This is a genomic window from Thalassospira australica (assembly GCF_044790785.1).
Lineage (GTDB): Bacteria > Pseudomonadota > Alphaproteobacteria > Rhodospirillales > Thalassospiraceae > Thalassospira > Thalassospira australica_A.
On record NZ_CP085258.1, the window covers coordinates 1,849,740 to 1,870,077 of the forward strand.

16 protein-coding genes are annotated in these 20,338 nt (G+C 53.3%); 15 read left to right on the plus strand and 1 reads right to left on the minus strand.

All coding sequences use genetic code 11. The annotated features are described in order from the left end of the window. Nucleotides 1-102 precede the first annotated feature (102 nt). Nucleotides 103-1,107: an ABC transporter substrate-binding protein gene (locus LG297_RS08885; protein WP_404426556.1), complete on the minus strand. Its 1,005-nt coding sequence runs from the start codon at nt 1,105-1,107 to the stop codon at nt 103-105. Nucleotides 1,108-1,491: 384 nt separating this feature from the next. Here LG297_RS08885 and LG297_RS08890 point away from each other — a divergent pair, with 384 nt between their 5' ends. The 15 genes from LG297_RS08890 to LG297_RS08960 all read left to right on the plus strand — a co-directional run bounded on the left by LG297_RS08890 (nt 1,492) and on the right by LG297_RS08960 (nt 20,303). Then, nucleotides 1,492-2,325, plus strand: coding sequence for a 3'-5' exonuclease (locus LG297_RS08890; protein WP_404426557.1), 834 nt, complete (start codon nt 1,492-1,494; stop codon nt 2,323-2,325). A gap of 193 nt (nt 2,326-2,518) precedes the next feature. Further along, the gene (locus LG297_RS08895) at nt 2,519-3,535 is read left to right on the plus strand and encodes a Fe(3+) ABC transporter substrate-binding protein (protein WP_404426558.1); all 1,017 of its coding nucleotides are present in this window, start codon (nt 2,519-2,521) and stop codon (nt 3,533-3,535) included. Between the two features lie 226 nt (nt 3,536-3,761). Continuing rightward, nucleotides 3,762-4,784, plus strand: coding sequence for a Fe(3+) ABC transporter substrate-binding protein (locus tag LG297_RS08900; protein ID WP_404426559.1), 1,023 nt, complete (start codon nt 3,762-3,764; stop codon nt 4,782-4,784). A 12-nt stretch (nt 4,785-4,796) separates the two neighbouring features. Continuing rightward, complete coding sequence (locus LG297_RS08905) at nt 4,797-6,566, plus strand: ABC transporter permease (RefSeq protein WP_404426560.1); 1,770 nt, start codon at nt 4,797-4,799, stop codon at nt 6,564-6,566. A 63-nt stretch (nt 6,567-6,629) separates the two neighbouring features. After that, the gene (glp, locus tag LG297_RS08910) at nt 6,630-7,934 is read left to right on the plus strand and encodes a gephyrin-like molybdotransferase Glp (protein ID WP_404426561.1); all 1,305 of its coding nucleotides are present in this window, start codon (nt 6,630-6,632) and stop codon (nt 7,932-7,934) included. A gap of 77 nt (nt 7,935-8,011) precedes the next feature. Then, nucleotides 8,012-9,592, plus strand: coding sequence for an MBL fold metallo-hydrolase (locus tag LG297_RS08915; protein WP_404426562.1), 1,581 nt, complete (start codon nt 8,012-8,014; stop codon nt 9,590-9,592). 126 nt (nt 9,593-9,718) lie between these two features. Next, nucleotides 9,719-10,921 (plus strand): glycosyltransferase family protein, encoded by a 1,203-nt coding sequence (locus tag LG297_RS08920; RefSeq protein ID WP_404426563.1) that lies wholly within the window; start codon nt 9,719-9,721, stop codon nt 10,919-10,921. 21 nt (nt 10,922-10,942) lie between these two features. Then, nucleotides 10,943-12,211: a glycosyltransferase family 4 protein gene (locus LG297_RS08925; RefSeq protein ID WP_404426564.1), complete on the plus strand. Its 1,269-nt coding sequence runs from the start codon at nt 10,943-10,945 to the stop codon at nt 12,209-12,211. Between the two features lie 74 nt (nt 12,212-12,285). Continuing rightward, nucleotides 12,286-13,368: a glycosyltransferase family 4 protein gene (locus tag LG297_RS08930; RefSeq protein WP_404426565.1), complete on the plus strand. Its 1,083-nt coding sequence runs from the start codon at nt 12,286-12,288 to the stop codon at nt 13,366-13,368. Then, nucleotides 13,361-13,966 carry a histidine phosphatase family protein gene (locus LG297_RS08935; protein WP_404426566.1) on the plus strand — a complete coding sequence of 202 codons (606 nt, stop codon included), beginning with the start codon at nt 13,361-13,363 and terminating at the stop codon, nt 13,964-13,966. Before LG297_RS08930 ends, LG297_RS08935 begins: the two co-directional genes overlap by 8 nt. Continuing rightward, on the plus strand, nt 13,963-15,090 hold the full coding sequence (locus tag LG297_RS08940) for a glycosyltransferase family protein (protein WP_404426567.1): 1,128 nt from the start codon (nt 13,963-13,965) through the stop codon (nt 15,088-15,090). The genes LG297_RS08935 and LG297_RS08940 overlap by 4 nt, the downstream gene beginning before the upstream one ends. Beyond that, complete coding sequence (locus LG297_RS08945) at nt 15,087-15,845, plus strand: polysaccharide deacetylase family protein (protein ID WP_404426568.1); 759 nt, start codon at nt 15,087-15,089, stop codon at nt 15,843-15,845. The genes LG297_RS08940 and LG297_RS08945 overlap by 4 nt, the downstream gene beginning before the upstream one ends. Next, nucleotides 15,836-16,450 (plus strand): hypothetical protein, encoded by a 615-nt coding sequence (locus LG297_RS08950; protein ID WP_404426569.1) that lies wholly within the window; start codon nt 15,836-15,838, stop codon nt 16,448-16,450. Before LG297_RS08945 ends, LG297_RS08950 begins: the two co-directional genes overlap by 10 nt. After that, entirely contained in the window at nt 16,447-18,366 is a 1,920-nt protein-coding gene (locus LG297_RS08955; RefSeq protein ID WP_404426570.1) for a dipeptide ABC transporter ATP-binding protein, read from the plus strand. Before LG297_RS08950 ends, LG297_RS08955 begins: the two co-directional genes overlap by 4 nt. Further along, entirely contained in the window at nt 18,363-20,303 is a 1,941-nt protein-coding gene (locus LG297_RS08960) for an ABC transporter substrate-binding protein (RefSeq protein WP_404426571.1), read from the plus strand. Before LG297_RS08955 ends, LG297_RS08960 begins: the two co-directional genes overlap by 4 nt. Nucleotides 20,304-20,338: the final 35 nt, after the last annotated feature.

Below are 20,338 nucleotides of genomic sequence, written 5' to 3' on the forward strand. Positions count from 1 at the left end.
GCGTACCCGGTTTGGTATGCGTAATAAATAAGGGGCAGATTATAAAACCTGCCCCGTATCGTGATCCGAAAGTACCTTTAGAAATCAGCTTTTAAGCTTGATTTAAAGTGCAGCCTCAACCCGTTTTGCAACATCTTCGGGCACCCAGGATTTCCATATTTCCGGCTTCTCTTTCAGGAAATAAAGGGCGGTGCCTTCGGGTTTTTCTTCGTTTTCCTGCATATAGGCCAGCATTTCCGAAACCATTGCATTGCTGGTTTCATAGTGCGTCAGGAACTCGATCAATTTGGGGGCTGATTTCATGAATTCCGAATTGACCCCGACTGTCACCGTGCTTTCGGGATAGGCAGTTGCCTTTGTCGGATTTGCATCGGTTTTCAGTTTGTCAAAAATCGACTGATCATAGGCGGGCTCCTCAAGACGGTAGCTGTCATAAAGCCCCAGCACCCAGGTCGGGCCCCAGTAATAGTAAAGGGCTGGTTCGCCGCGTTTATGTGCCGATGCGATGGCCGCAGAAAGAGCGGCTCCTGTACCCGGACGGAAGTTGGTGAAGCTATCATCAAGGCCATAGGCCGAGAGTTTCGCCGAATTGACCTTTTCACAGACCCAGCCAGCCGGGCAGTTATAAAAACGTCCCTTGTCCGGTTCTTCGGCATCTTCAAAGAGCTTGGCGTATTTTGGCAGATCTTCGACAGATTTCAGATCGGGTGCCATCGGTTCGATCCCGCGTTCGGCATCGCCTTCGATGACATAGCGCGGCACGAACCAGCCTTCGACGGCATCATCGAAATTCACCCCGATCTGGGTAACATTGCCATCGGCTTCTGCCTTTTTCCAGGCATCGGCGACGTTATCACGCCAGATTTCCATGACGACATCAATGTCACCTTTGCCCGCACCGGTCAAAAGCGGAATGACATCGCCGGGCAGGGCATCTGTCTGGCAACCGTAACCTTTTTCAATGATAAAGCGCGCGACGGCATTGTGGAAAAGCGCGCTGTCATAATTCAGCCCGGCGAACATCACCGGGCGATCAATCTCGCAACTGGCATTCTGTGCCTGTGCGGTTGTGTACGTGGAAAATGCAAGGCCAGCGGCCATAAGCATTGCGGCTCCGGTAGGCAGGATGTTCATCATGTTTCCCTTTGACTATCTTCTACGGTCCGGAAGCGCATCAAATGCAATGTCCGACGGTTTGATGCCGTCATGTCACCAGTGGTTGCTCGTTTGGTCCCCTGACTGGACTTTGCCCCTGATACAGGTGGGGCAAAGTTTAACCTTGGGTCCAAAGAGGACGCAACCCTGCTTGACGATATTTGCCGGACTTGTGATGTGCCATAATGGCTTGCAGTCTATAATGATCCTCCTGACAGCCGTGTCAGGAGATGTCAGTGCGTATGTGATTGCGGGTATGGAAATTTGCCTGGAAGTTCGTGAAACTTTTGCCAAGCATGTTTATGCTGCGTGAAACGCATTTCTGCCGGGGGCACCATGACACATGACAGTCTGTTTGTTTTTGATATCGAAACTGTTCCCGATATCGATGTTTTGCCGCAACTGACCGGTGAAACTGCACCAGATCCGGTGACCGGGCGCGAAATGCTCGAAAAATATCATCTTGATATTACCGACGGTCGAAACGGTTTCCCGCGCCAACCCTTTCACAAGGTCGTCGCGATCAGTTTCCTGCGCGCAACGATCCAGCGCGATGGCAATCTCGAAACCTACGAGATTGAAGAACTGCGTTCCGGCGGGGATCTGACCAGCGAGGAAAAGGACCTTGTAAACGGCTTCTTTGCCTATTGCGGTAAACTTTATCCTAGGCTGGTCAGTTTCAATGGCCGCGGGTTCGATCTGCCGGTTTTGAAGTATCGTGCGATGAAGCATGGGGTGTCTGCACGATGGTTGCATCAGTCGGCCAACAAATGGGAAAACTATACGTCGCGCTATGCCCCCAACTGGCATTGCGATCTGGCTGAAGTTCTTTCCGACTATGGCGCATCCGCAAGGACCAGGATGAACGAGGTTTGTGCCGCTCTTGATCTTCCGGGTAAGACGGGCGTTGATGGCAGCAAGGTTTCGGACATGTATGACAATGGCGAGATCGAAGGCATTCGCCGTTATTGCGAAACCGACGTGCTTAATACCTATCTTCTGTATCTGCGTTATGTGCTGCACACCGGGTTAAGCGACCATGACGGGTATAATCACGCGATCAATCTGACGGTGGAGTGGCTCGAAGAACGGGCAGGGGATGTTCCCGCCTATAAGGAATTCCTTGATGCCTGGAAAAGCGCAAGCAAAGGATCGTTCAACCTGCTTTAGGTTGCGTTTTCCGGCTGGCGGTACTCTTTGGAAATATATTGATATTTCTATATGTGAAATGCATCACATCGCCGGGTTGAATTGGGATGATCTCTGTTGAAATCGTGTCGCAGGGCGCTTAATTGCTTCTTTGCGTTTGCAACTGATTTGCAGATGCATGCGGATTTCATGGATTTCAACGGGGAACGTTCACATGGACATCAGAAAGATTATTTGCGGGACTGTATTGGGCGCATCAGCAATCACCGCCAACGCTGCTTCCGCACAGGAAGTCAACGTTTATTCGCTGCGTCAACCTTTCCTTGTCGAACCTCTGTTCGAGAAATTTACCGAAGAAACCGGTGTTAAAGTCAATGTGATCTTTGCCGAAAAGGGGTTGGTGGAGCGCATCAAGCAGGAAGGTGCCAATAGTCCTGCTGACCTGCTTCTGACGGTTGACATCGGTCGTATTCAGGATGCGGTTGAAGCGGGTGTTACCGCACCGGTTGACAGCGATGTTCTCGAGGCCAATATCCCGGCCAACCTGCGTGATGCCGATGGTCATTGGTTCGGCCTGACCCAGCGTGGTCGTGTGATTTATGCTTCCAAGGATCGCGTTTCCGAAGGTGAAATCACCAGCTACGAAGAACTGGCCGACCCGAAATGGAAAGGACGTATCTGCACCCGTTCCGGGACCCAGGTTTACAACGTTGCACTGTTTGCCTCGATGATTGCCCACCATGGTCCGGAAGAAGCCAAAACCTGGCTTGAAGGACTGAAAGCCAACCTTGCACGTAAACCGCAGGGTAACGACCGGGGGCAGGTCAAGGCGATCAAGGAAGGCGAGTGTGATCTGTCACTGGGCAATACCTACTACTTCGGCAAAATGATGGACGATGAAGAACAGCGTACATGGGCTGAAGCCGTCAATATCGTATTCCCGAATCAGGGTGATCGTGGCACACATATGAACATTTCCGGTGTGACCCTGATCCAGGGGGCTCCGAACCGTGACAATGCTGTCAAGCTGATGGAATTCCTGTCCGATGACGTTGCGCAGAAAATCTATGCCGAGGTCAACTACGAATATCCGGTCAAACCGGGTGTCGAATGGGCTGAAAATGTCAAATCGTGGGGCGAGTTTAAAGCTGATGATTTGCCGTTGAACGAAATCGCAACTCTGCGCACCGATGCAGTTCGCATGGTTGATGAAGTCGGCTACAACGAATAAACGAATTTTCGTTTTTCGAACGATTCTTGAAAGGGACGGTAACCATTGCCGTCCCTTTCTCGTATTTGGAATTCAAGCCGTTTGGCCGGGCAAACATGAATGGACAAGCCGGTTATGTGCTATTCGCTCTTGCAAAACAGGGTAGCTGCCCTTTAATTTCCCCGGCAGCGAGTACAAATCATTCTTACTTGCCTTAACGCTTTGCGAACACTTCAGGAGAATAATGATGACGTCACTGCGCAACAAGGTCTTTGGCATAGTGGGCGCAGTGGTCGGGTTGAGCGCATTTCAAGTGAATGCTGCCGAAGAAGTCAATGTATACTCCTTGCGCCAGCCTTTCCTGATCGAACCGATGTTCGAACAATTCACCAAGGAAACCGGCATTCGGGTCAATACCCTGTTTTCGCAAAGCGGTCTGGTCGAGCGTATCAAGCATGAAGGCCGCAATAGCCCGGCTGACCTTCTGCTGACAGTCGATATCGGGCGCATTCAGGATGCGGTGGATGCCGATATCACAGCACCGATGCAAAGTGATGTTATCGATACAAATATTCCTGAACAATTTCGTGATCAGGATCATCTGTGGCTGGGGCTAACCACCCGTGCGCGTGTTCTTTACACGTCGCTTGATCGGGTTAAACCCGATGCCATCGCAACTTACGAAGAACTCGCCGATCCGCAATGGAAGGGGCGCATATGCGTGCGTTCAGGCATGCATGTCTATAACATCGCACTGGTTGCTTCGATAATCGCCCACCACGGTGAGGAATATACGAAAACCTGGCTTCAGGGCCTTAAAGACAACCTTGCGCGCAAACCGCAAGGGGCTGATATCGACCAGATCGAAGCTGTGTCGCAAGGCGTTTGCGATCTCGCAATCGGCAATTCCTATTATTATGGCAAGATGCTTGATGACCCGAACAAGGCCAATGCGGCCAAGGATGTCCGGATTGTTTTCCCCAATCAGGGGGATCGCGGCACGCATGTGAATATTTCGGGCGTGGCGCTGATCAAGAACGCGCCGAACAAGGAAAATGCGATCAAGCTGGTCGAATTCCTCTCGGGGGATGAAGTCCAGCATATGTATGCGGATGTCAATTTTGAATATCCGGTCAAGCCGGGCGTGGCATGGTCGGATATGGTCCGGTCCTGGGGGACTTTCACATCCGACAAACTGCCGCTTAATGAAGTTGCCAATAATCGTGGCGCTGCCATTCGTCTGATCGACGAAGTCGGCTTTAACGAATAGGGCGCTATCTGCGTGAACAATTCCTGTCAGACCGAAAATGATCGCGATATCCGGCCTTCTGCAGTAACCGAAACGCTTGATCCGTTGCGCGAACGCTCACTTGGAACCTCGATGCGGTGGTTGCCGCGCGGGCAATCCGGCTTTTGGCTGGCCGGGGCGTTTATTATAGCGCTTCTTGTGGCGACGCCGTTGATTGCGGTTGTTTATCTGGCATTGTTCCCGACAGAAAATATCTGGCCGCATCTGGCATCGACCATGTTGCCGCGATATCTGAAAAACACCGGTATTCTGATGCTGGGCGTTGGCGTTGGTGTAACGTTGATCGGGGTTTCGGCGGCATGGGTCGTGACGATGTGTCGTTTGCCTGGCAAGCGGTTCTTTGAATGGGCGATGCTGCTGCCGATGGCGGTTCCGGCCTATATTGTTGCCTATGTTTATACCGATCTTCTGGAATATGCCGGTCCGGTGCAACGCATGCTGCGCGACATTTTCGGCTGGCAAACTGCGCGCGATTACTGGTTCCCCGATATCCGGACTAAGGGCGGGGCGATTATAGTGCTCAGTCTGACGCTATATCCCTATGTTTACATGCTTGCACGTGCGGCGTTTCTGGCACAATCGGTCTGTGTCCTCGAAGCAGCGCGTGTTTTGGGGCGCTCGGCTTGGAATTCATTTGTCACAGTTGCCTTGCCTCTGGCGCGACCGGCCATTGTGGTTGGCGTCGTCATTGCGCTGATGGAAACCCTGAACGATTTCGGAACCATCGATTTCTTTGCGGTTCACACTCTGACGGCCGGAATTTTCAATGTCTGGCTGGGTATGGGGAATGCAGGCGGGGCGGCGCAGATTGCGCTGACCATGCTCGCCGTCGTGATTGTCTTGATCGTGGCCGAACGTTATTCGCGCCGTCGCCAACGGTTCCATGATACCACCAATCGTTTTCAGGAATTGCCGGGCTATGAACTGGGGCCGGTTGCCAAATTCTTTGCGCTGGCCGTTTGTATCCTGCCGATTGTGTCGGGCTTTGTAATTCCGTCGATGGTGCTGATCTATTATTCAATCGGTTATTTTGACCAAAGCTGGACATCGGACTTCTTTGAATTTGCGGGCAACAGTTTGCTTGTGTCGGGGCTTGCAACCATCGTTGTGGTTGGTTGTGCGGTATTCCTTGGCTATGCCTTGCGCCTGTTCCCGCAACCTCTTTTGCGGTTCTGCATCCGTATGGCATCGGTTGGTTATGCTGTGCCGGGTGCGGTTCTGGCGATTGGGGTTCTGATCCCGTTTGCGCGGTTTGACAATGCAGTCGACGCCGTGATGCGCGAAACGTTCGGCATATCTACCGGCCTGCTTCTGAGCGGTACGGTCTTTGCCATCGTCTTTGCCTATGCCGTTCGGTTTATGGCGGTATCCTATGGTTCGATCGAGGCCGCCCTTGGCAAGGTTCGGCCCAGCATGGATGACGCAGCCCGGACCTTGGGGGAAAGCCCATGGGGAACATTGAAGCGCATTCATTTTCCGATGGTGCGCGGCGGGATTCTGGCAGCGGCGGTTCTGGTCTTTGTTGATGCGATGAAAGAACTCCCGGCGACACTGATCCTGCGGCCATTCAATTTCGAAACACTTGCTACGCATGTCTATCAGTTCGCCAAGGATGAAATGATCGAACAGGCAGCCCTTGGTGCATTGACCATTGTCATTGTCGGCGTCGTACCGGTGATTATGTTAAGTCGGGCAATTTCGCGATCCCGCCCAGGGCATGATGGCGTGTCGTCGCGCCATTGACGTTCCCGTTCCGGCGGATCACTATCGCCGCTACATGATCCCGTTACGTTCTACAGGCTGCCGATGATCACGCCACAAAATAATCCTGCCATCCCAGATATTTGCCATCAGCCGGGTCTGACCCGGCTGGAAGATGCGCTGCGGATTGCATTTGACGAAGTCAATATTCGTGCGACGGTGATGGAAGCGCCGATAAGTAATTGTTACGGCGCAATCTTGCGTAAGGATATTGTTGCAAGGGTCGATGTGCCGTCAGCCGATAATTCGGCAATGGATGGGTATGCATTTTGTCATGCCGACCTGCAGGAACTCGTCGGAACGGGGGATGCGCAAATCACTGTGGGCGGTGTGTCGCTGGCAGGACATCCTTTTGCTGGAAAAATCCCGCAGGGGCAGGCAATCCGCATTGCGACCGGGGCGTCTATTCCTGATGGGGCGGATTGCATCATCATTCAGGAAAATGTCACGGCGAATGCCGATGAAACGCTTTTGATCGTCTCGCGAGACGTGATTGCAAAGACTGTCCTTCATCAGCATATCCGTCGTCGTGGCGAAGACGTTGTGACCGGTGTGGTTGTTCTGCCAGCCGGCAAGCGTTTGCGCCCACAGGATATTGCGGTTGCCGCCGGGCAGGGATACCAATCACTGCCGATTTCCAGGCCATTGTCGGTTGCGGTTTTCTCGACCGGGGATGAACTGGCAAAGCCGGGCGATCCGTTGCCACCCGGTGGCATTTACGATTCCAACCGGTTTGCCATGATCGGCATGCTGCGTGCTTGCGGGTGCGAGGTGACGGATCTTGGCCTTTTGGCAGATGACTTTGACGTTCTTAAATCCGCCTTGAAGGATGCTGCCGAAACGCATGATGTCATCATGACATCGGGTGGCGTATCGGTTGGCAAGGCTGATCTGCTTAAACCCGTCGTGGATAGCCTTGGCGAAATTCAGGCGTGGAAGCTGGCGATCAAACCCGGAAAGCCATTGATGCGGGGCCGCATCGGGGATTGTGTGGTTATCGGTTTACCCGGAAATCCGGTTTCGGTGATGGTTTCGGGCCTGCTTTATGCCGTGCCGTTGCTTTTGCATATGATGGGGGCTGCCGAGGCGGTTTGTACACCTGTGCGATTACCGGCAATCGCCGGATTCGATTTCAAACGCGGTACCGGGCGTCGTGAATGGTTGCGCGCGCGCCTTGCTCAGGATGACGATGGCAACTGGCTTGCGATACCGTATCATTCAGCCAGTTCAGGCATGTTGTCCTCGATGGTATGGGCCGAAGGGTTGATAGAAATTGCCGAGGATTGCGGGCAGGTCAAAAAGGGCGATACCGTGCTTTACCTGCCATTTGGTGGTTTGCAGGCATTTTAAAAACTGATCCAGATCATGGAATTCAAATCCTTTTCCGGCGATGTTGAACAAAACAACCGAACAAGGGTGGAAAGCAAATGACTGTATCAGTGACTTTTTGCGGGGCTGCGGGTGGCGTTACCGGTTCGTGTTATCTGCTGCGTACCGATGGTGGTGATATCATTGTCGATTGCGGCATGTTTCAGGGCAGCAAGACGGTTCGTGAACTGAATTATGGGGCTTTTCCGTTCAAGGCTTCTGATATTCGTGGCGTTCTTCTGACCCATGCGCATATCGATCATTCCGGGTTGCTTCCCAAACTGGTGAAGGCCGGTTTTAACGGGCCGATCTACGCGACCGAACCGACCTGCGATCTTCTGACCTACATGCTGCCCGATTCTGGTTATATCCAGGAAACAGAGGTTGAACGTCTTAACCGCCGCAATGTCCGGCGCGGTCGGCCGGAAGTCACCCCGATCTATACCCGCGAAGACGCGGAAAAGACCCTCAAACGTTTGCAGCCTGTTGACTATCACGAATGGCGCGAAGTTCTGCCGGGCTTGCGGGCGCGCTACTGGGATGCAGGGCATCTTTTGGGATCAGCCTCGATTGAGGTCGAAGTGGATGACGAGGCACCGGACGGCGAGCCGCGCACATTGCGCTTGCTGTTTTCCGGGGATATCGGCACGGGCGAGGCGGTGTTTAACGATGCGCCAGAAGGCCCCAAAAATATCGATTATCTGTTTGTTGAATCGACCTATGGTGATCGTAACCGTCCTGAAGTCAGCGACGCCGAACGCCGCGAAATGTTGGCTGTCGAAGTTCGCAAAGCCATTCAGGCCGGTGGTAATCTTGTGATCCCGAGCTTTGCCGTTGCCCGGACGCAGGAATTGCTGGTTGATCTGGCAACCCTGTTTAATCGTGGAAAGCTTCCCAAGGCGGATGTTTTTGTCGATAGCCCGCTGGCCCAGCGCGCGACCGAGGTTTTTGCCAAACATCTGTCTCATGACGATGCACGTGCCTTGGCGCATCCCAATTTCCATATGGTGCCGGATGTCGAGGCAAGCATGCAACTGGCCCGGGTCAAAAGCGGGGCAATCATCCTGTCCGCAAGCGGTATGTGTGATGCCGGGCGTATCCGCTATCATTTAAAAAACAATCTGTGGCGGCCTGAATGCACGGTGCTGATGGTCGGTTTTCAGGCTGCCGGGTCGCTTGGCCGCGTGTTGCAGGAAGGGGCCAGACATGTCCGCATTCATGGCGACGAGGTTGATGTCCGTGCCCGGATCAGGACGCTTGATATCTATTCCGGTCACGCCGATCAGGAAATGTTGCTGCGCTGGATCGGGGAGCGCATGCCGGTGTCACGCCGTATCTTCCTGACCCATGGTGAAGATGGCGCACGCGAGGGCATGCGTCAGGCGATGATCAATAACGGGTTCGAGGAAACCAAAATCGGCCTTCCGATGCTTGATGATACCGTAATGCTTAAACGCGGGCAGGCAAAACAAGCCGAATTCAAACCGCGCCTGCCAGCCGGCGAGATGTCGCGAGATGACTGGCATAACCGCTATGCCTATAGTGTCACAGAACTTTCGGAAAAACTTCGCGCCCTTGATAGCAACGAAAAACGCGAGGCCCTGCTCGAAAAAGTCTTGCAAGATATCGCATCGGCATGAGAGCAATAGCCCGATGGCAGGTTTTCAATACCGTAAAATACGGAAATACTTGCCAACAGGCGATATCATGTCACCCTGTATAGGGTTGAGAAGGTATCGAGGGACACTACGAGAGCGGGCGGATATATGTCGATCGTGGGGAATACCGGATATCGTGTTCTGATTTATAGTCACGATACATTCGGCTTGGGGCATTTGCGCCGCTGCCGGACCATTGCGCATGCGCTTGTTTCGCGTCGTGACGATGTATCTGTGCTGATCCTTTCCGGATCGCCGATTATCGGCAGTTTCGAATTCCGCTCGCGAGTCGATTTCGTGCGTATTCCGGGCGTAATCAAGCTGTCGAATGGCGAATATACGTCGCTAAACCTTAACATCGATGTCGATCAGACACTGGCAATGCGTGAATCCATCATTCAGCATACCGCCGATGTGTTTAATCCCGATCTTTTCATTGTCGACAAGGAACCGCTCGGCTTGCGCGGTGAAGTTGAATCGACACTTCGGATGTTGCGCCATCGCCGTACGCGCCTTGTCATGGGATTGCGTGATGTGATGGATGACCCGGTCAACCTGCGCGAGGAATGGGACCGCAAAAAATGCGTTCCGGCCCTTGCCGACCTTTATGACGAAATCTGGGTCTATGGCCTCAAGGACATCTGCAATCCTCTGGAAGGCATCGATTTGCCGCCTGGTGTCGAGGAAAAGATGACCTATACCGGCTACCTGCCGCGCACAGCCACCCGCAAACCAACCCCGGAACATGGTGCGCTTGGTCTGGAAGAACCCTATTATCTTGTCACAACCGGTGGCGGCGGTGACGGGGTTAATCTGGTTGATTGGGTCATCGGCGCCTATGAAGCAGATCCCGATATTCCCGTTCCTTCGCTTGTTGTGCTGGGCCCGTTCATGGCACCAAATGACCAGCACGCTTTCATGGAACGCGCAGAAAAGATCGACAAGCTTTCGGTCATCACCTTTGATGCCAATGTCGAAATGCTGATGGATCGATCCGCCGGTGTCATCGCAATGGGCGGATACAACACTTTTTGTGAAATCCTGTCCTTTGACAAACCGGCAATCATTGTTCCGCGCACTGTGCCGCGGCTTGAACAATATGTTCGTGCCTCTGCCGCCGAAAAACTTGGTCTGGTCAAAATGCTGACCGAGGATGGCGGTCGACCGCCGATGGAAATGGCCCAGGCCCTTCGTGGTCTGCTTGATCAGCCAAAGCCGTCACATGTGACCGTGCCAAACCTGATGGGTGGTCTAGACAGCGTTGGTGATCAGGTTGAACGCTGGCTGCCGCCGCAGCTGGCTGCCGAGTAAGATTTTCCGGGATAACAACAGATGACATGCGACAAGCTTGCAATCGTGGTGAAAGGATATCCACGATTGTCGGAAACCTTTATTGCCCAGGAAATTCTCGGTATTCAGCAGGCAGGTATTCCTTATCGCATTGTGTCGCTGCGCCATCCGACCGATAAAAAACGCCATCCGATCCACGAACGGATCACGGCTGAAATCGATTACCTGCCGGAATATGTTTATCAGGAACCGGTGCGTGTGCTTCGCGGCTGGTTAAAGGCGCGCAACATGCCGGGATATCGTCGGGCAAGAAACATCTGGTGGCAGGATTACCGTCGGGATCGCACGCCGAACCGTGCGCGTCGTTTTGCACAGGCGCTGGTCATGGCCGCCGAACTTCCCCATGATATCACTCGCATTTATGCCCATTTCCTGCACACCCCGGCATCGGTTGCGCGATATGCCGCGATCATTCGCGGTCTTCCATGGTGTTGTTCGGCGCATGCCAAGGATATCTACACCAGCGAAGATTGGGACATGCGCGAAAAGCTGGCCGATATGGATTGGCTGGTGACTTGTACCAAGGCCAATGTCGATCATCTGCAAAAGCTTGCCGATGACCCTGCAAAGGTGAATTTGCTTTATCATGGCCTTGATTTTTCCCGCTTCCCCGAAGATTTGCCGGATCGGCCACCCCGTAACGGGCATGACGCCGATAACCCGGTGACAATCCTCTCGGTTGGTCGACTGGTCGGCAAAAAGGGCTATGACGATCTTCTGCGGGCTCTTGCCGACCTGCCAAAAGACCTGCACTGGCGGTTTGTTCATATCGGTGGGGGAAATGGCGATAAATACAAATTGCTGTCAACTGAACTTGGCATTGCAGATCGTTGTGATTGGCAGGGGCCGCGTGACCAGAAGGAAGTGATTACCGCCTGTCAGTCCGCCGATCTGTTCGTGTTGGCCAGCCGGGTCGAAAAGGATGGTGACCGCGACGGATTGCCCAATGTCCTGATGGAAGCCCAGCTTTGCGGGCTTGCCGCAGTCTCAACCGCGATTTCAGCCATTCCCGAACTGATCACGGATGACTTGAACGGCAAACTCGTTCCCGAACGTGATCCGAAGTCTTTGTCGGTAGCCATGGCAGGTCTGATTGCCGATCCAGTGAAGCGCGATCAGATGGGTCGTAAGGGAAATGAAATCGTTCGACGGGATTTCTCGTTCTATACAGGCATGAAGGAACTGGCGCATCGCTTTGGTGTTGATGCCCCGGTGGCCGGGATGGCCGCGCAACAACCGGCAGCGGAGTAGGGGCAAACGTGCAGATTGCCTTTTATGCACCGTTAAAGCCGATTAATCACCCTGTGCCGTCCGGGGATCGTTTGATGGCGCGCCTTCTTTGCGATGCGCTTTCGTATGCCGGACATGACATTGATATCGCATCACGCCTGCGCAGTCGTGTCGGGTATGGCAATGTCCTGCGTCAGTCACAGATCGCCGAACTGGCGTCAAAGCTGACCGCCCGACTGCTGCGGCAATATCAGAACGGCACACGCAAACGGCCAGATATCTGGTTTACCTATCACCTGTATTACAAGGCCCCGGACTGGATCGGTCCGATCATCGCGAATGCGCTTGATATCCCCTATGTCGTGGCCGAGGCATCCTATGCCCCCAAACGCGCCAAAGGCCCTTGGGCGCAAAGTCACGCGGCGGTCGAATATGCCTTGCGGCGCGCCGATGCGGTGTTTTCTCTTAATCGTGCGGATATGAAATGTCTGGTGCCGTTATGCGGGCAGGACCGTCTTCATTACCTGCCGCCGTTCACCCATACCGAAAACTGGCATGCTGCCGATCGGGGCATGCTTGATCCGGATTTACCGGTTCAACTGGTAACCACTGCGATGATGCGACCGGGGGATAAGCTGCAATCATATGAATTGCTGGCGAAAGCCCTTGGCAAATTAAACACCCGGAATATCAAAAACTGGCATTTGACCGTGATCGGTGACGGACCGGCAAGGGCGGAAGTCGAAAATGCTTTTGCCAGAAATGCCATCGCCGACGATCAACTTGATTTTGCCGGGCTGTGCGACACTGATCGAACCCGTATTCTGTTGGCCCGGTCGGACATGTTTGTCTGGCCCGCGATTAACGAAGCCTATGGCATGGCATTGCTGGAAGCCCAAGCGGCTGCATTGCCGGTTCTGGTAGGCGATTGTGGCGGTGTTTCGGGAATTGTCGAAAATGGCGAAACCGGGTGGCTGGTGCCTGTTGGCGATATTGATGCGTTTGCCAATCGATTGGCTGAATGCCTTGGCAGTCGTTGCAACGAACTTCGACGGACCGGCCACGCTGCATCGCAAAAGGCAGAACGCATTCATACCCTGAGTGCTGCTGCAGAAATGCTTGGTGCATCACTTCATCGCGTTGTCGAGAACTACAAAATCAGGAGCAGGGATGTGTAACTTTCATTTTGCCCTGCTGCGCCATGGCCCAACGGCGTGGAATAAGGAAAAGCGCATTCAGGGGCACAGCGATATTCCACTGTTGCCGGAAGCGGTGGATGCCTATCGAAAACTGCGTCTTCCGGAAAAATGGCGATCTGTGCCGTGGTATGTCAGTCCGTTGATCCGGACGATCCAGACTGCCGATGCCATCGGGGTCGAGGATGTCACCCCCGACGAACACTGGATTGAAATGAACTGGGGCGTATGGGAGGGGCAAACGCTTCCCGGTTTGCGCCATCAGTTGGGATCGGTTATGCAGGAAAACGAAGATCGCGGTTGGGATTTTTGCCCTGATGGCGGGGAAAGTCCGCGTGATGTCCTTTCGCGCATCCATGCTGCCTTGAAAAGCCATTCTCGCGGTGATTTCGGTGTCGTAACCCACAAAGGCGTCATTCGCGCGGCTTATGCCGCGGCAAAGGGCTGGGATATGACGGGAAAAAGCCCGGACAAACTTGATTGGCAAGCCATGCATATCTTTTCATGGTCGCATCAAAACGGGCTTGGCATTGTTACCATTAACCAGCCGTTGGATCATTTGGACGGGCCGCCCGCATGACTGATGTAATGATTTATGTGCAGCATTTGTTGGGGATTGGCCATGTGCGGCGTATTGCCCTGATCAATACGGAACTTCAACGCCTTGGTATTACAACAACCGTTGTAACCGGCGGTATTCCTGATGCGGTGCTTGATTTCGGAAGCGATGAAGTCATTCAATTGCCCCCGTGTCGCAGTGCCGATAGCGGCTTTTCCGGGCTAGTCAATGAAAACGGTGATCCGGTTGACGATGCATGGAAAGAGATCCGTAAACAGGCTTTGCTAGATGCGTTTGAAACCGTTGCGCCAAAACTTTTGCTGATTGAAATGTTCCCGTTCGGGCGGCGTGCCTTTCGGTTCGAGCTGTTGCCATTACTCGATCATGCCGGACAATCGGGTACTCCGCGTATCTGTTCAGTTCGTGACCTTCTGGTGCGTAAATCGGATCGTTCCAAAGAATCCTGGATGCGTGATACCGCGCGCAGCCATTTTGACGGTGTACTGGTCCATGGCGATCCGGAATTGTTCGATTTCGGGCGCAGTTTTCCTTTCGCCGATGATATCGCCGATATGATCGAATATACCGGTTATGTTGCCCCGAAGGCCGATTTTGTAGTTGGCGAACGAAGGGGCGTGATTGTTTCGGCTGGTGGCGGGGCAGTGGGGACTGCGTTAATTGATGCCGCGATTGCGGCGCGGCCGTTATCACGGCGTTTTGCTGATCAGCCATGGGATATCGTCACCGGGCCTCATTTTCCGGCAGATGCATTTTCCCGGCTTGTGCGGGATTTGCCGGACGGCATTACACTACATCGCTTTTTACCCGATTTTCGAGACCGTATGGCGCGGTCCTGTGTGTCTGTTTCGCAGGCTGGCTACAACACGCTGATGGATGTTCTGGCGACCGGAACAGCATCGGTCATGGTGCCATTTGCCGATGGGGGTGAGAGCGAACAAAGTGAACGCGCTGCCATTCTGGCGGGTAAAGATGTGCTGTCATTACTTGATCCCGGGGAATTGACACCACAATCCTTGGCAAATCAAATAGATCGGGCGAAAAAACCTGCTAAATTAGATATATCTCTGGACGGGGCGGGGATAACTGCGGCTAAAATCGCAGAAAGAATAAGAGGGAAGGCATGAGTACCTGGGATCAACTTCGCGCAGAACTGGATCTGTGGCAATCCGAAGAACGGATCGCCACGATGTGGTGGCGTGACGATGACGCCGTTGCAGTGACATCCGCGCTTGAGACCATTCTTGCGTTTGAACAGGATTTCAGTGTTCCGCTTGCCCTTGCCGTGATCCCGGCTGATCTTGAACACGACTTGGTGCTGCGTCTGGCCGAGACACTCGATACCCGGGTGTTGCTGCACGGTTGGTCGCATACCAACCACATGCCTGCCGGCCGCAAAAAGCAGGAACTGGACGATGTGCGTGATATCGGGGCGGTGGTTGCCGATATTCGGCGCGGATCAGAAGTTTTGTCATCGCAATTCGGTAACCGTTTTTTGCCAGTTATGGTGCCGCCCTGGAACCGGATTGCCGATGACGTGATGCGCGCGTTGCCATCGCTTGGCCTGCGCGGTATCAGCACTTTTAATCCGCGACCATCTGCGTATCCGGTGCCCGATCTTTTGATGGTCAATACGCATGTGGATGTCATTGACTGGCGGGGGACACGCGGTTTTGCCGGCGAAGACCAATGCCTTAATACGATGATTGCCCATTTGTCTGCACGCCGGACCTATACAGTCGATGATGCAGAAAATACAGGTCTTCTCACCCACCATCTCATTCACGATGTCGCGACAACAAGATTTCTTGAAAATCTGTTTTCGTTTGAGCATGCCGCGCTCAAATGGTTGCGAATTCCCGGAGTTTTCCCATGGCAATAAGCCCGATTGAAGAAACTGGCGGTATCGAAACAGCCGATCCGGTCAAACCGGCCGGTGTCCGGGATCGTGATGTTCAGATCATGGGATATCCGCCGCGCCTTATGGCACCTGATATGGCGAAATCGGTGGTAGGGTTGCTGATTTGCGGTGTGATTGCCCTGATCCCGGAGATGCTGCCGATCATTCAATGGACGGCAGCCGGGCTCTCTTTATTGTTCATTTTGTATTTTGCGCGCACGCTGCTGCGGTTTCAGTCAAAGATTTACGTATCGGAATATGGTATCCGGATCAGCAACTTCCGCGGTGGCACTGCCTTTGCCTGGTCGGAACTTTCCAAGTTCCGGTTGCGTTACTTTTCCACCCGGCGTGATGGCAAAAAGGGATGGTTCGAACTGACCTTGCAGGCAGGGGATGCAAAAATCGTCACAGAATCAACATTGGACGGTTTTGACGAACTGCTTGAAATTGCGCGGGATTGGGCCAAAGATAACCAGCTACTGGTCGACGATATAACAAGAACCAATCTGATGCGAATGGACGAGGCCGAAACAATGGTCCAGGCCGCGGCATCAAGTCGGACAGGCGGCATTGGCGAGGGAAGATGACCGATATACTGCGTATACGCGATTTGAAAGTTGAATTCGTTTTGCCTCATATGCGGGTCAAGGCGGTCGAAAATGTCAGTTTTCGCATCGGTGCGCAGGAAACCGTCGCCCTTGTCGGGGAGTCCGGATCGGGCAAAACCACCATTTCGCAGGCAATTATGGGCCTTTTGCCCAAATCAGCCCAGATTACCAACGGATCGATTGTCTTTGCCGATCCGAAAAAGCCCGGAACCCGGGTCGATATCGCGATGCTTGACCGCTCGGGTTCTGAAATACGCTCTATCCGCGGCGGTCGGATTTCGATGATTTTTCAGGAGCCGATGAGTTCCCTTTCGCCTCTTCATACCATCGGTGACCAGATTTGTGAGGCCGTGCGTCTTCACCGCAAGGTCGGGCGGGCAGAGGCAAGGGAGCTTGCCAGCGAAATGCTTGCCCTTGTCGGGTTCCCCAATCCGAAAAGGTCGCTTAAAACATATCCGTTCGAGCTTTCCGGCGGGTTGCGTCAGCGCGCAATGATTGCAATGGCAATGGTTTGCCGCCCGGCTTTGCTGGTGGCGGATGAGCCGACAACCGCCCTTGATGTGACAATACAGGCCCAGACCCTTCGTCTGATCAAGGATGTGCAGGCCGAATTGCAGATGTCGGTTTTGCTGATTACCCATGACCTTGGTGTGGTCGCCAACATGGCCGACCGGATGGTAGTGGTTTATGACGGTCGTGTGGTTGAAAGCGGCCTGACCCACGATGTTTTTATCAATCCCGGTCATGCTTATACCCAATCGTTATTGGCGGCTGTCCCTCATTTCGACATGGGTCCGGGCGAACGGTTGCGCCCGCTGCGCGAGATTAAGCCGAAAATCGACAGTCTGATGACTTTCTGCGATGACAAAACGGGCGAGGGAGATGTTCCCCCCGCGCTGGCATTGCATCCTTCGATGGCGAGCGAACCTGTTCTGGCCGTCCGTCACCTTTATAAAAGCTTTGCAGTGCGCAAGGGTAACTGGTTCAAGGCCGAGGAACAGGAAATTGCCGCTGTTGCCGATGTATCACTGACGATCAATCGTGGCGAATGTGTCGGCTTGGTTGGTGAAAGCGGCTGCGGCAAAACCACTCTTTCCAAACTGATCATGCGTGCGATGGCACCCGATAGCGGATCAATTCTGTTTCGTGGTGAAAGCGGTCAGATGACCGAATTGACCGGGCTGAACGAAGATCAGCTCAACCCGTATCGCAAACGCATCCAGTTCGTGTTTCAGGACCCGTTCGGGTCACTTAATCCGCGCATGACGGTTCAGGACATCATTACCGAACCGATGACTATCCACGGCATTGGCGATTCATCCTATCGCAAGAAAATGGTGCTGGAACTGATGGAACTGGTTGGCCTCGACGCCCGGTTCCTGAACCGCTATCCACACAGTTTCTCCGGGGGGCAGCGGCAGCGTATCGGCATTGCGCGTGCACTTTCGCTGAAACCCGATCTTCTGATTTTTGATGAGCCTACATCGGCGCTTGATGTTTCTGTTCAGGCGCAAATCCTTAATCTTCTTAAGGATTTGCAGCGTGACCTTAAACTGACATATATGTTCATTTCACACAATCTGGCGGTGGTCGATTATATTGCAGACCGGATTGCGGTGATGTGTGCTGGACGGATTATTGAATCAGCTCCGCGCGAACAATTGTTTAGAAATCCGGTGCATCCTTATACTCAGGCTTTGCTGAATGCGGTGCCGTTTGCCGATCTCGATCATCTTCTGGATTTCACCAAGATTGTCGACGGCAAGGCATCCGATCCGCGTCGTTGGCCTGCACCCTTTACCATTGACGCCCAGTCGGACCCGCGCATGGTCCAGTTCGCCGAGGACCATTTTGTCCGCGCCGCCCGTGCCGATTATCAGGAGATAGCCATATGAACTCGATGACTGCTTTTGCTGAGCGGTATAACCGCTTGTGCGCATGCATGATGCGTGCAGGAGTGACGGCATTGATGCTGGTCGGGATGCTTTCGTCTGGCAATCCGGCACAGGCCGAAATTCCGTATTTCAAGGATGCGGTGTCAAAGGGTGATTTGCCGCCGATGGCAGAACGTTTGCCAGAAAATCCCAAAATCATCGATTTTACCGCTGAAAACAAGGAAATCGGCAAATATGGTGGCGATCTGGTTACCATCATGGGACGGTCGCGCGATATTCGTATGGCGGTGGTTTATGGCTATACCCGTCTTGTCGGATATGATGAAAACCTCAACCTGCAACCCGATATTCTTGAAAGTATTGACGTCAACGATGCGGGCAATGCCTTTACCCTGCATATTCGCAAAGGTCATAAATGGTCGGATGGCGAGCCCTTTACCGCCGAGGATTTCCGCTATTTCTGGGAAGACATCGTCAATAACGATGAACTGTTTCCGGTCGGACCGCCACGTTTCCTGTTCGTTGATGATGAACCGGCAACGTTCGAAGTTCTGGATGAATATACCGTTCGTTACAGCTGGTCGCAGCCCAACCCATTCTTCCTGACGGAACTGGCGGCAACGCGCCCGCCTTTCATTTATCGTCCTGCTCATTACCTGAAACAGTTTCACGAGAATTACCGTGATGCGGCGGAACTTGATGCGATTGTCAAGGAGCGCGGGTTACGCAGCTGGGCTGTTCTCCATACCGATAAAGACCGCCCTTACAAGCTCGAAAATACCGAACGCCCATCGCTCGAACCATGGTTGATCCGGACCGAAGAGCCGTCTGATCGCTTCATATTCGAACGCAACCCGTACTATCACCGGACGGATCCGAACGGCAATCAGCTGCCCTATATCGACCGGATGATCTTCAATATTTCCAATGCCAAACTGGTTCCGGCCAAGGTCGGTGCGGGCGAGGTCGATTTGCAAAGCCGTATCCTGTCGTTGCAGGACTACACCTTCCTCAAGCAGTCCGAAGCCCAACAGGATTTCAAGGTGCGTTTGTGGGATGTCGGCTCTGGGGCTTATGCCGCTCTTTATCCGAACCTGACCTGTTCCGATCCGGTCTGGCGCAAATTGTTGCGCGATGTAAAGTTTCGTCGTGCCTTGTCGCTGGCGATCAACCGCACGGAAATCAATCGTGTGATGTTCTTTGGATTGGCGACACCGACCAACAATACGATTCTGCCCAAAAGCCCGCTTTTCAAACCGGAATATCGTGAAAGCTTTATCGATTTTGATGTGAAAAAGGCCAACGCACTGCTTGATGAGATCGGCCTGACCAAGCGCAACGATGATGGCATCCGTTTGATGCCCGATGGTCGTCCGCTTGAAATCATTGTCGAAACCATGGGCGAAAATCCTGAACATGACGACATGCTGGAACTGATCGGTGACAGCTGGAAAAAGATCGGGGTGAAACTGTTCGTCAAGGGATTGCAGCGCGAAGTTCTGCGCAATCGCGCCTATAGTGGTGAAACGATCATGTCGATCTTCAATGGCGTTGATAGCGGCCTTGCAACCCCGGCAACGGCTCCTTCGGAATTTGTTCCGGTTCTGCAAGATAGTCTGCAATGGCCGAAATGGGGGCAATATTTCCAGACCAATGGCGAGGCGGGCGAGGCACCGGATATGCCAGCGGCCAGGGAACTCATGGAACTTTACGGCAAATGGGTGAAGGGCAATGAAGTGGCCCGCAAGGAAGCCTGGCAACGTATTCTTGATATCAATGCTGAAAACATGTTTTCCATTGGTCTGATTGGCAATGTGCCGCAACCGGTCGTGGTTGATAACGATCTGCGCAATGTCCCGGAAAAAGGCATCCATAGCTGGGAACCGGGCGCATTCTTTGGCATTTACCGTCCCGATACATTCTGGTGGGACCGTTGATCGAAATGATCTGAAAACGAACGCATCACTCCGGA

Excerpts from the sequence above, each read along its gene's own strand:
- glp (WP_404426561.1), top strand. The coding sequence starts at position 6,630 with ATGATCACGCCACAAAATAATCCTGCCATCCCAGATATTTGCCATCAG.
- LG297_RS08955 (WP_404426570.1), top strand. The coding sequence starts at position 16,447 with ATGACCGATATACTGCGTATACGCGATTTGAAAGTTGAATTCGTTTTG.
- LG297_RS08915 (WP_404426562.1), top strand. The coding sequence starts at position 8,012 with ATGACTGTATCAGTGACTTTTTGCGGGGCTGCGGGTGGCGTTACCGGT.
- LG297_RS08950 (WP_404426569.1), top strand. The coding sequence starts at position 15,836 with ATGGCAATAAGCCCGATTGAAGAAACTGGCGGTATCGAAACAGCCGAT.
- LG297_RS08940 (WP_404426567.1), top strand. The coding sequence starts at position 13,963 with ATGACTGATGTAATGATTTATGTGCAGCATTTGTTGGGGATTGGCCAT.
- LG297_RS08900 (WP_404426559.1), top strand. The coding sequence starts at position 3,762 with ATGACGTCACTGCGCAACAAGGTCTTTGGCATAGTGGGCGCAGTGGTC.
- LG297_RS08945 (WP_404426568.1), top strand. The coding sequence starts at position 15,087 with ATGAGTACCTGGGATCAACTTCGCGCAGAACTGGATCTGTGGCAATCC.
- LG297_RS08885 (WP_404426556.1), bottom strand. The coding sequence starts at position 1,107 with ATGCTTATGGCCGCTGGCCTTGCATTTTCCACGTACACAACCGCACAG.
- LG297_RS08895 (WP_404426558.1), top strand. The coding sequence starts at position 2,519 with ATGGACATCAGAAAGATTATTTGCGGGACTGTATTGGGCGCATCAGCA.
- LG297_RS08960 (WP_404426571.1), top strand. The coding sequence starts at position 18,363 with ATGAACTCGATGACTGCTTTTGCTGAGCGGTATAACCGCTTGTGCGCA.
- LG297_RS08930 (WP_404426565.1), top strand. The coding sequence starts at position 12,286 with ATGGCGCGCCTTCTTTGCGATGCGCTTTCGTATGCCGGACATGACATT.
- LG297_RS08925 (WP_404426564.1), top strand. The coding sequence starts at position 10,943 with ATGACATGCGACAAGCTTGCAATCGTGGTGAAAGGATATCCACGATTG.
- LG297_RS08890 (WP_404426557.1), top strand. The coding sequence starts at position 1,492 with ATGACACATGACAGTCTGTTTGTTTTTGATATCGAAACTGTTCCCGAT.
- LG297_RS08935 (WP_404426566.1), top strand. The coding sequence starts at position 13,361 with ATGTGTAACTTTCATTTTGCCCTGCTGCGCCATGGCCCAACGGCGTGG.
- LG297_RS08920 (WP_404426563.1), top strand. The coding sequence starts at position 9,719 with ATGTCGATCGTGGGGAATACCGGATATCGTGTTCTGATTTATAGTCAC.